Origin of the sequence: Pseudomonas sp. KNUC1026, from assembly GCF_021650705.1 — a bacterium.
Taxonomy (GTDB): domain Bacteria; phylum Pseudomonadota; class Gammaproteobacteria; order Pseudomonadales; family Pseudomonadaceae; genus Aquipseudomonas.
In genome coordinates this window covers 232,416-245,409 of sequence record NZ_CP087138.1, presented here as the reverse complement: position 1 = coordinate 245,409, position 12,994 = coordinate 232,416, and the positions used below count along the sequence as shown (strand labels likewise).

The 12,994-nt window shown below is 60.9% G+C and carries 6 protein-coding genes, 1 other RNA gene and 1 pseudogene; 7 read left to right on the top strand and 1 reads right to left on the bottom strand.

Translation table 11 applies throughout. The features are described from left to right. The first annotated feature begins 5 nt into the window (after positions 1 to 5). The 7 genes and pseudogenes from LN139_RS00830 (at position 6) to LN139_RS00800 (ending at position 8,271) form a co-directional block, all read left to right on the top strand. Positions 6 to 830, top strand: a complete 825-nt coding sequence (locus tag LN139_RS00830; protein ID WP_236357972.1) for a (Fe-S)-binding protein — start codon at positions 6 to 8, stop codon at positions 828 to 830. After that, on the top strand, positions 827 to 2,284 hold the full coding sequence (locus LN139_RS00825) for a LutB/LldF family L-lactate oxidation iron-sulfur protein (protein ID WP_236357970.1): 1,458 nt from the start codon (positions 827 to 829) through the stop codon (positions 2,282 to 2,284). The genes LN139_RS00830 and LN139_RS00825 overlap by 4 nt, the downstream gene beginning before the upstream one ends. Then, positions 2,281 to 2,952 (top strand): LutC/YkgG family protein, encoded by a 672-nt coding sequence (locus LN139_RS00820; RefSeq protein WP_236357968.1) that lies wholly within the window; start codon positions 2,281 to 2,283, stop codon positions 2,950 to 2,952. The genes LN139_RS00825 and LN139_RS00820 overlap by 4 nt, the downstream gene beginning before the upstream one ends. Beyond that, a pseudogene (locus LN139_RS00815) lies at positions 2,949 to 5,760 on the top strand (FAD-binding and (Fe-S)-binding domain-containing protein). The gene LN139_RS00820 and the pseudogene LN139_RS00815 overlap by 4 nt, the downstream one beginning before the upstream one ends. A 300-nt stretch (positions 5,761 to 6,060) precedes the next feature. Beyond that, positions 6,061 to 6,348, top strand: coding sequence for a hypothetical protein (locus tag LN139_RS00810; protein WP_236357966.1), 288 nt, complete (start codon positions 6,061 to 6,063; stop codon positions 6,346 to 6,348). 91 nt (positions 6,349 to 6,439) lie between these two features. Next, positions 6,440 to 6,830: a transfer-messenger RNA gene (ssrA, locus tag LN139_RS00805) on the top strand. A gap of 184 nt (positions 6,831 to 7,014) precedes the next feature. Beyond that, positions 7,015 to 8,271: an integrase domain-containing protein gene (locus tag LN139_RS00800; RefSeq protein ID WP_236357964.1), complete on the top strand. Its 1,257-nt coding sequence runs from the start codon at positions 7,015 to 7,017 to the stop codon at positions 8,269 to 8,271. Positions 8,272 to 8,429: 158 nt separating this feature from the next. Here LN139_RS00800 and LN139_RS00795 read toward each other — a convergent pair whose 3' ends face one another. Beyond that, entirely contained in the window at positions 8,430 to 12,935 is a 4,506-nt protein-coding gene (locus LN139_RS00795) for a sacsin N-terminal ATP-binding-like domain-containing protein (protein ID WP_236357962.1), read from the bottom strand. Positions 12,936 to 12,994 lie beyond the last annotated feature (59 nt).

The following is a 12,994-nucleotide window of genomic DNA, read 5'->3' as shown; positions in this document are numbered from 1 at the left end:
GCCTGATGACCGACCTGTTCTACGACGCTGCCCCCAATGCCACCCGCGTGGCCCCGCCCCTCGCGCCGCCGCGCCAGTACCCGGCAAGCAAACCCGCCAAGGTGTACCTGTTCGGCACCTGCGTGGTCGACCTGTTCTTCCCCGACGCGGGCATGGACGCCATCCACCTGCTCGAGCGCGAAGGCATCGCGGCGAGTTATCCACAAGGGCAAACCTGTTGCGGCCAGCCCGCCTGGACCAGCGGCTACAGCGAGCAGGCCCGGGACGTGGCGCGCGCCCAGTTGGCGCTGTTCGAGGAAGACTGGCCGGTGGTGGTGCCCTCCGGCTCCTGCGCCGGCATGTTTCGCGAGCATTACGTGGAGGTATTCAAGGACGAGCCCGCCCTGCGCGCCAAGGCTCAGGCCCTGGCCGAGCGCACCTATGAATTGGCAGAGTTCCTGCTGCACGTGTGCAAGGTGAACCTGCAAGACCGGGGCGCGCCGGCCAAGGTGGCGCTGCACACCTCGTGCTCGGCCCGCCGCGAGATGAACACCCACCTGCACGGCCGCGCGCTGCTGGCACAACTGGCCAATGTGGAGCGCGTCGAGCATGGCCATGAGAGCGAGTGCTGCGGCTTCGGCGGCACCTTCAGCGTGCGCATGCCCGACATCTCCGGCGCCATGGTGCAGGACAAAACCCGCCAGCTGGTCGACTCGGGCGCCGATCAGATCATCAGCGCTGACTGCGGCTGCCTGATGAACATCAACGGCTCGCTGGAGAAACAACGCGCAGCCCTGCGTGGCCAGCACCTAGCGAGCTTTCTGTGGCAGCGCACCGGAGGTGGCCAATGAACGAGCCGATGCGCATCCCCGCGCAGGAGATTTCCGACGACTTCCGCACCCGCGCCCGTGATGCGCTGGGCGACAGCGAGTTGCGCGGTAACTTTCGCAAGGCCATGGACGGGCTGATGCTCAAGCGCGCCAACGCCTTTGCCAACGCCGACGAGCGTGAGCGACTGCGCGCCCAGGGCAACGCCATCCGCGCCCGTGCCCTCTCCAAGCTCCCTGAACTACTCGAAAAACTCGAGGCCAACCTCACCCGCCAGGGCGTGAAGGTGCACTGGGCCGAAACCATCGAACAGGCCAACGCCATCGTGCTCGAGATCGCCGAGGCGCATCAGGCGCGGCAGGTGGTCAAGGGCAAGTCGATGGTCAGCGAAGAGATGGAGATGAACCACTTTCTCGGCGAACGCGGCATCGAATGCCTGGAAGCCGACATGGGCGAGTTCATCGTACAACTGGACAACGAAAAGCCCTCGCACATCATCGTCCCGGCGATCCACAAGAACGCCCGGCAGGTGGCGAAGCTGTTCCAGCACCGGCTTGAGGTGGAGTACACCGAAGATGTCGACCAGTTGATCCAGATCGGCCGGCGGGTATTGCGGCAGAAGTTCTTCGAAGCCGATATCGGCGTCTCCGGCGTGAACTTCGCCGTGGCTGAAACCGGCACCCTGCTGCTGGTGGAAAACGAAGGCAACGGCCGCATGGTAACCACCGTGCCACCGGTGCACATCGCCGTGACCGGCATCGAAAAGGTGGTCGAGAACCTCGAAGACGTGGTGCCGCTGCTGTCGCTGCTCACCCGCTCGGCGCTGGGTATCCCGATCACCACCTACGTCAACATGATCTCCGGCCCGCGCAAGCCCGGCGAGCTGGACGGCCCGCAGGAAGTGCACCTGGTGCTGCTGGATAACGGCCGCAGCCAGGCCTTCGCTGACGGCGAGTTGCGCCAGACGCTCAACTGCATCCGCTGCGGCGCTTGCATGAACCACTGCCCGGTGTACACCCGCATCGGCGGCCACACCTACGGCGAGGTGTACCCCGGCCCCATCGGCAAGATCATCACCCCACACCTGGTGGGCCTGAACAAGGTGCCCGACCACCCCAGCGCCTCCTCGCTGTGCGGCGCCTGCGGTGAAGTGTGCCCGGTGAAAATCCCGATCCCTTCGCTGCTGCGGCGGCTGCGCGAAGAAAACGTCAAAGCGCCCGACGCCCCGCACCCCGCCATGCGCGGCCAGGGCAGCAAGTACTCGCGCAAGGAGCGGCTGATGTGGAACGCCTGGGCGCGGCTGAACCGCAGCCCGGCGCTGTACCGCGCGTTCCTGCGCCTGGCCACTCGCCTGCGCGGGCTTGCCCCGGCCCAGCTCGGCCCCTGGACACAGAACCACAGCGCCCCGCGCCCCGCCGCGCAATCGCTGCATGAGCGCGCCGCCGCCCACCTCGCCAAGCAGGAGCCCAAGCCATGAGTGCCCGCGACAACATCCTCGCGCGCCTGCGCCAGAGCCTGGAAGGCACCACGCCGATTGCGCCCAATTTCGACGCGGCGCTGGTCACCGAGCCTTGGCAGTACCCGCCGCATGAGCGCGTCGGCCGGCTCGAAACTCTGATGGAAGCGGTACACACTCAGGTGCACCTGAGCCGCACCGGGCAATGGCCTGCGTTGCTGGTGGAATTACTGGAAGCGCGCGGCATCGATCGGCTGCTGGTGTCGCCACACACCGGCCACGGCCGGCAGCTGGCCGAGCACGTACACGCCCAAGGCCATGGCCTGCTGCTCAAGGGCTACGACCAGCCGGTCGAAGCCTGGAAGCACGAACTGTTCAACGAAACGCCCGCCAGCCTTACCGGCACCCTCGGCGCCATCGCCGCCACCGGCAGCCTGGTGCTGTGGCCCACGCCTGAAGAGCCGCGGTTGATGAGCCTGGTGCCGCCAGTTCACATCGCCCTGCTCAAGGCCAGCCAGGTACACGACAACTTCTACAGCGTGCAACGCGACCACGGCTGGGCCGAGGGCATGCCGACCAACGCGCTGTTGATCTCCGGCCCCTCCAAAACCGCCGACATCGAACAAGTGCTGGCCTATGGTGCCCACGGCCCGAAAGACCTGATCGTGATCATCCTGGAGGACGCATGAGCCTGCCCGCCGCGTTCATGGCCGAGGCGGCTCGGCTGATCCCGGCCGAACGCCGCTTCAGCGACGCCACCTCGACCCTGGCCTTCGGCACCGATGCCAGCTTCTACCGGCTGATCCCCAAGCTGGTGATCCGTGTGGAAAGCGAAGAGGAAGTGATCGCCCTGCTCAAGCTGGCCCAGCGCATGCGCGTGCCGGTGACCTTCCGCGCCGCCGGCACCAGCCTCTCCGGCCAGGCCTTGAGCGACTCGGTGCTGCTGGTGCTGGGTGACCACTGGAACCAGCGGGAGATTCGCGACAACGGCGCCCAGGTGCGCCTGCAGCCCGGCGTCATTGGCGCTCAGGCCAATGCCTGGCTCGCGCCGTACGGGCGCAAGATCGGCCCGGACCCTGCCTCGATCAACGCCTGCAAGATCGGCGGCATCGTCGCCAACAACGCCAGCGGTATGTGCTGCGGCACCGCTCAAAATACCTATCACACCTTGGCCGGCATGCGCCTGGTGCTGGCCGACGGCACCCTGCTCGACACCGAAAGCCGCGACAGCCGCCAGGCCCTGCGCAGCAGCCATCGCGCGCTGCTTGAGCAACTGGCCGAACTGGGTCGGCAAACCCGCGCCAACGCGCCGCTGGCAAACAAGATCCGCCACAAGTACCGGTTGAAGAACACCACCGGCCTCTCGCTCAACGCGCTGGTCGACTTCGAAGACCCGATCGATATTCTCAGCCACCTGATGGTCGGCTCCGAGGGCACCCTGGGCTTCATCAGCGCGGTCACCTACCACACCGTGCCCGACCACCCGCACAAGGCCTCGGCGCTGATCGTCTTCCCCGACGTGGTCAGTTGCTGCCTCGCCGTCACCGTGCTCAAGCAACAACCGGTGAGCGCCGTGGAATTGCTCGACCGCCGCAGCTTGCGCTCGGTGCAGGCCAAGCCGGGCATGCCGGCCTTCGTGCAGCAGCTCTCGGCCGGCGCCTGTGCGCTGTTGATCGAAGCCCGCGCCGCCACGGATGAAGGGCTGGAGCGGGATATCCAGCAGGTCATGGCGTCGCTCTCCGGCTTCGCCGTCGAGCAACAGGTGCCGTTCACCCGCGACGCCCGCGAAAACGCACGGCTCTGGGCCATCCGCAAGGACACCTTTCCTGCCGTGGGCGCGGTGCGCGAAACCGGCACCACGGTCATCATCGAAGACGTGACCTTCCCCATCGAGCGGCTGGCCGAGGGCGTCAACCGCCTGATCGCCCTGTTCGAGAAGCACCGCTACGACGAGGCGATCCTGTTCGGCCACGCCCTTGAAGGCAACCTGCACTTCGTCTTCACCCAGGGCTTCAACAACCCCGAAGAGATCGCCCGCTACCAGGGCTTCATGGACGATGTGGCGCAACTGGTGGCCGTGGAGTTCGGCGGCTCGCTCAAGGCCGAACACGGCACCGGCCGCAACATGGCGCCGTTCGTTGAGCTGGAATGGGGTGAGGATGCCTACCAGTTGATGTGGCAGCTCAAGCGCCTGCTCGACCCCGCTGGCATTCTCGAACCCTGACGTGGTGCTGAGCGAAGACCCGCACATCCACCTCAAGCACCTCAAGCCGCTGCCCGCCGCCGATGAGCTGGTGGACAAGTGCATCGAGTGCGGGTTCTGCGAGCCGGTATGCCCGTCGAAGGGGCTGACCCTCAGCCCGCGCCAACGCATCGTGATGTGGCGTGATATTCAGGCACGCCGACGTGCCGGCGAGAACACCGCTTCCCTGGAGCAAAGCTTTCAATACCAAGGCCTGGACACCTGCGCCGCCACTGGCCTCTGCGCCCAACGCTGCCCGGTGGGCATCAACACCGGCGACCTGGTGAAGAAGCTACGTGCCCGCACCGCTCACCACGGCAAGGCCGCCCACTGGCTGGCCGAGCATTTCGCCGCCACCCTCAAGGGCGCCCGCTTCACGCTGCGCACTGCCAATGGCGCACGCAAACTGCTCGGCGCCCCGCGCCTGGCGCGCTGGTCGGCCGCGCTCAGCAAAACCAGCGGCAACCGCCTGCCGCAATGGACACCCGCTCTGCCTCAGGCCGCAGCGCCGATTCACTTCATCCCGCCCGCCAGCGATTCGCGCCCGCGCGTGGTGTATCTGAGCGCCTGCGTCACCAAGGTGATGGGCCCAAGCGCCAGCGACCGCGAGCAAACCGACCTGCCGAGCAAAACCCGGCAGTTGCTGGAGAAGGCTGGCTATCAGGTCGTCTACCCCGAACAGGGCGAGCAGCTGTGCTGCGGCCAGCCTTTCGCCTCAAAGGGCTACCCTGAACAAGCCGACGCCAAGCGCCAGCAACTGCTCGACGCCCTGCTGCGCGCCAGCCGCGGCGGCCTCGACCCGATCTATTGCGACACCAGCCCCTGCACCCTGCGCCTGGCCCAAGGCCTGGCCGGCACGCAACTGGACCTCTACGACCCGGTACGCTTCATCCGCACCCACCTGCTCGACAAGCTGGACTTCACCCCGCAAGCCGAACCGATCGCCGTGCACGTGACCTGCAGCACCCAACACCTGGGCGAAAGCCAGGCGCTGATCGATCTGGCCCGGCTGTGCAGCCAGCAGGTCATCATTCCCGAAGGCATTCACTGCTGCGGCTTTGCCGGCGATAAAGGCTTCACTACGCCGGAGCTGAACCAGCACGCGCTACGGTCGCTCAAGGATGCGGTGCAGTATTGCAGCGAGGGCATCTCCACCAGCCGCACCTGCGAGATCGGCCTGAGCCATCACAGCGGGATCGACTACCACGGCCTGGTGTACCTGGTAGACCGCGTAACCCGCCCCAGGGCCACCTGACTCCGGTGGCATATCGGGCGCCAGTGGGAGGGCGGCTTGCCGCGCGACGCGCGATTCCGATCGCACCGCAGGCTCCCCCCAGCGCGCAGATCAGCTCGTCGCCCGGCGCAGCCGGCCTCCCACATAATTGCCCAGTACCTCGTAAATCCCCCCAGCACCGACCTTTTATGCAAAAAACGACATCACCCAAAGAAAAATAGAACCCCTCGCGCGCGTCGGAAGTCCACTTTTTACGCACCGGCGCCGCCGGGGCCCGACGCTCGGCCAGTCCCGAGCCTCATCATTCAAGGAGATTTGCCCATGAAGCGCACTGCACTCGCTGGCCTGTTCCTCTCCACCGCCCTGCTCGGCGCCGCCCCGGCATTCGCCGCGGAAGACCTCTGCCAGGCCAACCTGCAGAAGATCGACAACGAACTGGCAACCGTCGCCCCGTCCAATCCGAGCCTGGCCAAAACCCTGAAAGCCAGTGTCGACAAAGCCAAGGCTGACCAGGCTGCCGGCAACACCAAAGATTGCATCGCCGAAAGCCAGAAGGTGCTGACCCAGCTGGACAAGACCACCAAGAAAGGCAGCGGCGCGGGTAACTGATCCCGCCTGCCCGGGCGCGCTTTCCATTGCAGGGTCGACGCGCTCGGCGATTTGCCGTAGACTCCACGCTATCCGCCGATGCAGGCGGGTCGGGGCCGATCAGGATTCGACGCCGGTAACGAAACTCTAGGTGCATGCCGAGTTGGTAACAGAACTCGTAAATCCACTGTTGCAACTTCTATAGTTGCCAATGACGAAACCTTCGAGGGCACACGTCTCGCTGCTTAATTGCAGCTGACACGTCCTCCTGGCTACTTCGGTGCCAGCAGTCACTAGGGGATGCCTGTAAACCTGAACTGACTGTCATACAGAACAGGATCGCTGCGTAGTACGTCGTGGACGAAACAGCTAAAACTTACACGACTCGCCCAAAGCACCCTGCCCCTCGGGCGGCCGCGGGTTAACTCAGTAGAACGGGCTAAGCATGTAGTACCGACAGCGGAGTACTGGCGGACGGGGGTTCAAATCCCCCGGCTCCACCACTTCATCATCTAAAGACGTCCACGGACGTCTTTTTTTGTGCCTGAGAGCCAGGAAATACGGGGCTTTTAGCGCCATGGCGATCCAATAGCGTCCAGCAGCATCTACGTTTTGGTGTATTCCACGTGGTATTCCAAGCACTCAGCTGGTATTTTTTGGAATACACAACCAGCTCTGGAATACATCATGGGTGCCCAAGCCACGCGCCTCTCTGACCTCAAAGTCAAAGCCGCCAAGCCAAAGGAAAAGGACTACACACTAACCGATGGCAACGGCCTTCAAATGCGAGTAAGAATCAATGGCTCTAAGCTGTGGAATTTCAACTACATCCATCCCGTAACGAAGAAACGGATCAATATGGGTCTAGGCACATTCCCAGAGGTGAGCCTGGCTCAGGCACGTAAGCGAACTGTTGAGGCCAGGGAGCTTGTCGCTCAAGGGATCGATCCGAAGGAACAGCGCAACGCTGATCGGCAGGCAAAAAAAGCGGCGACCGAACATACCTTTCAGAACATCGCGACGGCTTGGTATGAGCTGAAAAAGGACTCGGTTACCCAGGCCTACGCCGACGACATCTGGCGCTCCCTCACACTTCACATCTTCCCGGACCTAGGCACTACCCCTATATCCGCCATCAATGCACCGCAGGTCATCAACCTGCTCCGGCCGCTCGAAACCAAGGGCAGCCTTGAGACCGTTAAACGGCTGACGCAACGACTCAACGAAATCATGACTTACGGGGTCAACTCGGGACTGATTCACACAAACCCACTCAGCGGGATCCGCTCTGTCTTCAAAAAGCCGAAGAAAAAAAATATGGCGGCACTTCCCCCTGATGAGCTGAAAGAGCTCATGGTGGCAATCTCCAATGCCAGTATCAAAAGGACGACTCGCTGCCTGATCGAATGGCAACTTCACACCATGACCCGGCCAGCCGAGGCAGCTACCACCCGCTGGGCAGATATCGACATCGAGAAAAAGATCTGGACGATCCCTGCGGAGCGCATGAAGAAGCGCCGCACACACATCGTCCCGCTCACCGAGCAGGCTCTCGTACTGTTAGAAGCAATCAAGCCCTACAGTGGCCACCGTGAGTATGTTTTCCCTGCGGACCGGAACCCTCGCACCCACTGCAACAGCCAGACCGCAAACATGGCCTTGAAACGAATGGGCTTCGAGGGGCGTCTGGTCAGCCACGGTATGCGTTCGATGGCCAGCACCATCCTGAATGAGCATGGCTGGGATCCTGAGTTGATCGAAGTAGCACTTGCCCACGTCGATAAAGACGAGGTTCGCAGCGCCTACAACCGTGCGGACTACATCGAGCGGAGACGCCCGATGATGACCTGGTGGAGTGAGCACATCCAGGAATCAGCGACGGGCAATCTGTCGGTGTCAGCTATCCAGGAGAATCGGGACAGAAAAGTCGTTTCGATACGCTGACCATCAAACTGCCTCAAAGTAGCCGGTCGCAACAGGCTACTTTGAGGCCAGAAGCCGGTCAATCTAGGGCGATTGGTTTCGGCTGTGAATCAGCCGATCGATGCAACGCACAAGCTAAACCTTACTGCCGGTGTCAGATAGTTATCGATGACCCTACCCTACTCCTCGCCGCTATTTTCTAATGTGAATCGATAAGTCAGCGCTTTAGCAGCGAGCACGCCGGCGAACTGAACAGATGCAGTTGGCCGCAATGCGAGCTTGTCCAAAGGATTTGTGATTATTCGCACCTCGGGATCGCCCACCCCTGCTTGAAGATTTCCAATCACGACGAGAAAGAAATTGGGAGTAGTCCGAGCCCTTTCTATCTGGCTGGGCTCAAGTCGAATCACGTCAGGGATGGCGCCCGCATACACCTTGTACTCATAGAGGTTGTTGAACATGTCGATAGCATCTGCTCCGACGTTATGTTGATTGCGAATGTCGACGATCTCGCTTTCGTCGAGCCCAAGAACCCAGCGGCAGATCTCTGCGCCAAGGCTCTCCTGCTCTTCTTGCGTATAGTTACGCGGGGACGCCCCAGTTCCTGCTTTTCGCTTCGCTTTAGGCCTGTTTCTATCGACTTCCTGCAGCAGAGGATTGTCCTTTCTCCGGTTGTCTGGGGGCACAGAGCCTTTCGAGTTGGATCCCTCAAGAATCTGCCCGGCGGAATTCTTCAGTTTCAGTTTCGAAAGATCTACCAGGGTCTTGGGAGACTGCTTCCGCGCGGTTTCTTCTTCCGCACTCTCGGTCTGCTTGCCTCCCAACTTTGTACTCAACTTCTTCTGACGACGTCGCTCCCACTCCTCTGACAGCTTTAAAAGCCCGGCACCAGCAGATGCCTCTCGCTCGGCCCGAGCTTGCTTTTGCTCAGCCTCCAGACTCGCGGCTGTTTTGATCACCTCCGCTCGGCGCCCCGCTTTTGCGGCCGCCCAAGCAGCCAGCCAATCATGAGCCATCCTCCGCATATCGCTGGCAAAGACTGTAGCGATCGCGTACGCGCCGGAATCTGGATCGCCGAGATCGTCCGGATTGGAGATATAAAACGTGGCTGCATTCGTGTCGATCCAAGCCTTCGGCGTAAAGGACAAGACCTTACCGGGTAGAAGATCGGCCAATTCAATGGTTAGGTCGTGCAGAACGCAGACATTGAATCGCGATAGCGCGTCCCATGACACTCGTATGCTGGCTTCACTGTAGGAGTCGCTCAACGCTAGGTCTCTACGCAGGTTGGAAACCGCATTAGAGAATAGGTGGGTGAGTTCGGGGTCGTACTCTGCATGCTCGGCTCCCTTGACCCACGCCTGGGAGGCGTCGATGCGCGTAAGCCCGTATGGTTCGACCAGCGCTTCTAGTTGCGCCAGCGCTCCGCCTGGGTTCCAGACCGGAATCTGGCCTGCCAAACCGCCAGCGATAAGCGGATTTTCAACCGCGAAGATGGGGCGTACCGACAACCAGCGATCGCCTACCCACACAGGGCTTCTAGCTAGTTTTCCTCGTTGATCGATCGGTGCTCCAGCAAGAATGCGCAATGCTTCGAGCATCACGAGGCGTTGGTCTTCGGTAAGAGTATTTCGCTTGGCTAACTTACGGAGCGTCTCCTTTGCGTCTGTTACATCCGGTGGGCGGATCTCCAGCGCTTTCCACAGCGGATCTGTACCATCGATGGCGGGAACGAACGGCTGCATTGGCCCAAATACGACGCGCCCACTTCGGACGACTGACGGCCGCCGCCACCCGACGTTGGTTGCAATCAGCCCCTCACCCTTCCCGAATTCTGAACGCAGTGCGCTGAGGGTCAATTGGCCAGGTCGACGGGATGTACCTCGACCGGAGAGCTGGGTTGCAAGCGCGCGATATAGAGGTGCTGCATGATCTGCAGCGGCGGTCGCATCATTAAAAAACTCGTCCCGAATCGCGCAGAGTTTATCGAGGAGTTGATCAGGACGTGGATCACCCGCAACCCCCAGAGTGGCAAGCACTTCCTGATACGCGACATTATCAAGTTGGCCATTGAGGTATCCGGCAGGGTTACTTCCGAAAAACGCCTCGGTAGCTGCCGTCCGGATCCGGAGATGGTCGGGGGCAGCAGCGGCCCCGCTGGCAGAAGTGAGCCAAGGAATCGAAGCAGCCTTCGCCACCCACCACGCATCGACATGACCCCTATCCTGCCAGGAGCGGTAATCGCTGACTGCGCGCACTTTGGTATCTGAAACGAGACGATCCCAGGCTCGATTAAGACTGTTCAAGACTGCGCTTGCGCGGCGGACCCTGTCGGTGGTTTTCTTTTCATGTGCAATGTTCGAAAGCACTGCATCCAGGTGGGGTGACACTAGATCCGCCAGCGTATACGTTGCCCCGGCATCCTTCATCTGGATATTTCGGCGTTGCGGTGAGCTAGTGCTGAGGCGAGGGACTCCCGGCTCGATATATGCAAAACGTTGAACGTGCGCTGAATGCTTGGTCAGCCGAGGAGCAGTCTCTGCCCCCATATAGCGAAACAGACGCTGAGCCCCGATCCCTTCACGGCCGGACTCGGCGCGAAACTTCTCCGCATATCGACTGTGAAGCCAGACCAGGCCGGGAGTTTTGCCCGCGGCCACTTTCCATGCGTTCGTCTCACGCTCGATGATGTAGGCCTCACTCGGTCTCGCGGCCATGAGTATTTTCTTTCCGGCCTCGTCGTAGGTGATAGCAGCGAATCGGACCGCCCGACCGATACCTTCTCCCAACGTTTGGCGATCGCCAATTGACAGTTGCTCAAACGCTTTTCGTAACCCGTCAGCCTGATCGTCGGTTAATGGTGTATTGAGTTCAACGCCGTTGTTGCCTGCTTTCGCGAGCACACCCAATGCCACCTTATCGGTGGCCTCGATCAGAAGCCGATCACCTCTGTGGAGCCATTCCCGCACGCTCTTCCATCCCGGCCGCTCCCTGTATGCCGGATGAAGTCGTCGACCGATGTCAAGAATGTCCCACAAATTTGCGGCTTCTTCAGGCAGCAGCACGCCAAGTCCGATGACATCTATGGGGGTGACTCGGGCGGAGTCATTCAGAACGAGGCAGGGACGATTTTCCAGTTCATTCGTGGAGTTTTTCTCTACAGCGATAGCGACAAGGTCCGCGACGAATGCAGGAGAGCAATGGACGTCGTCGAGTAGTTGAAGGGCGTCGACCACCTCGACGAGTGTTGGCGCTTGCGCTCCAATGCCGCGGAGCTCTTCAAGGGCATCTCGCCAACGGTTGTCGCCTGATCTTACTGCCGCGATAACTGTTCCAGCGGTGCCTGCGACGGTCTTGACATTGTGAGGGGTCAAGACATGCTCAAGTTCAGGGACTTCGTACGATAGTTCATGAAGGTGATAGCGCTGCTGACCGTCCTGTAGAGTAATTTTCTTGGCAAATGTCGTTCTGGCATTTTCCATCAAATGACGGTCAATTTCGGCTCGCAGTAGTCCAATTGTTTGTCCGTCGTCATCCAAATCGCTGTTCAGGGGAATCGCAGCCCATGCGGCAGCAGGATTGCGCTCAAAGTGTTCAAGCACAGCGTCAAGCCACAGGGCGCTCAGCGGCTCGACTAATGAGTGATTCCATGGATCGTCAGAGATGTCTCGGCGGCTGGTCAGTGGATCAAACTGGGCCATCATTCGAAATGGCAGGCCGATTGGACGTACCGGAAGGCCAACATGCAAATGTCCGGCATCTAACCCGACGAGAGAAAACGCAATAGCGATTGGTGTGTAACGCGTCTGGGCCTTGCGTGCTCGAGCGTGGCCCGTGGGCACCCGGACTGATCGTGAATAGATGACCCACTCGCGAGAGTCGGAGGCCTTGGCAATACGCCGAGTCATCTCACCACCCGTGCCCTTTACAGTCTCAGGAGCGGTGCGATCTATGTGAAGTCTGGCTAGCACATCACCGGTAGCCCCTCGCAACGTCACAGTATTGAGAGAGGACAAGAAAACCAATCCGGCATCACTCCAATGCTTCAGCCACTGGGCCACGATCGCTGCGGTTGATGCGTCAGCCTCCAATGGGATCACGAACGTGGTCATGGCGTCCGTTGGCTCTTCGCCCGGCCACGTCACATCGCTTTTGGCAACCGACAGATCGTTTGCCTGGTAACGAACGCGAAAATGGCCCTGATGGACCTCAAGGATCTCTGACAGCGCATGAAGCGTTTTCAAGCCAATTCCAAATCGACCCAACTGGTTCGGATCGTCGAATTTGAGGCTTAGCCAGGGAATCGCGAGTGCCCACACGTCGTGAAGAGTAAGCCCGGCCCCGTTGTGCCGAAACATGAGGCGCGACCCGTTCACGTCAACTACAAACTCTGCAGATGTTGCACCGAGATCGTCGGCATTTTGAATGAGCTCAGCAAGCCCTTGCAGCCGATCATCGCTGATATGACCAGCACTCGATTCAGCATTGGCCAGAGCATTCCGAATGCTTGCAGGCAGCGTCTTGAGTTGGGTCGAAAGTGCTGCGACACCAGCGTCTGCAGCAAGTCCATCTAGAGGAACAAACGAAAAGGCACGACGCATTGCGGGGTCGTGGTGAACGACTTCGCGGGCATGCCATTGTGAATCCTCAGCAGTAAAAATCCGCTGCTCCCGCTGTAGTGCCATTGCGTCACCTAGTTCGTGATTCTTCGTTTTCGCCAAACCAATCTGCAGGCACAACCCTT

Bases quoted from the DNA above. Each gene is read 5' to 3' on its own strand.
- LN139_RS00830 (WP_236357972.1), top strand. From the start codon at position 6: ATGACCGACCTGTTCTACGACGCTGCCCCCAATGCCACCCGCGTGGCC.
- LN139_RS00825 (WP_236357970.1), top strand. From the start codon at position 827: ATGAACGAGCCGATGCGCATCCCCGCGCAGGAGATTTCCGACGACTTC.
- LN139_RS00820 (WP_236357968.1), top strand. From the start codon at position 2,281: ATGAGTGCCCGCGACAACATCCTCGCGCGCCTGCGCCAGAGCCTGGAA.
- LN139_RS00810 (WP_236357966.1), top strand. From the start codon at position 6,061: ATGAAGCGCACTGCACTCGCTGGCCTGTTCCTCTCCACCGCCCTGCTC.
- LN139_RS00800 (WP_236357964.1), top strand. From the start codon at position 7,015: ATGGGTGCCCAAGCCACGCGCCTCTCTGACCTCAAAGTCAAAGCCGCC.
- LN139_RS00795 (WP_236357962.1), bottom strand. From the start codon at position 12,935: ATGGCACTACAGCGGGAGCAGCGGATTTTTACTGCTGAGGATTCACAA.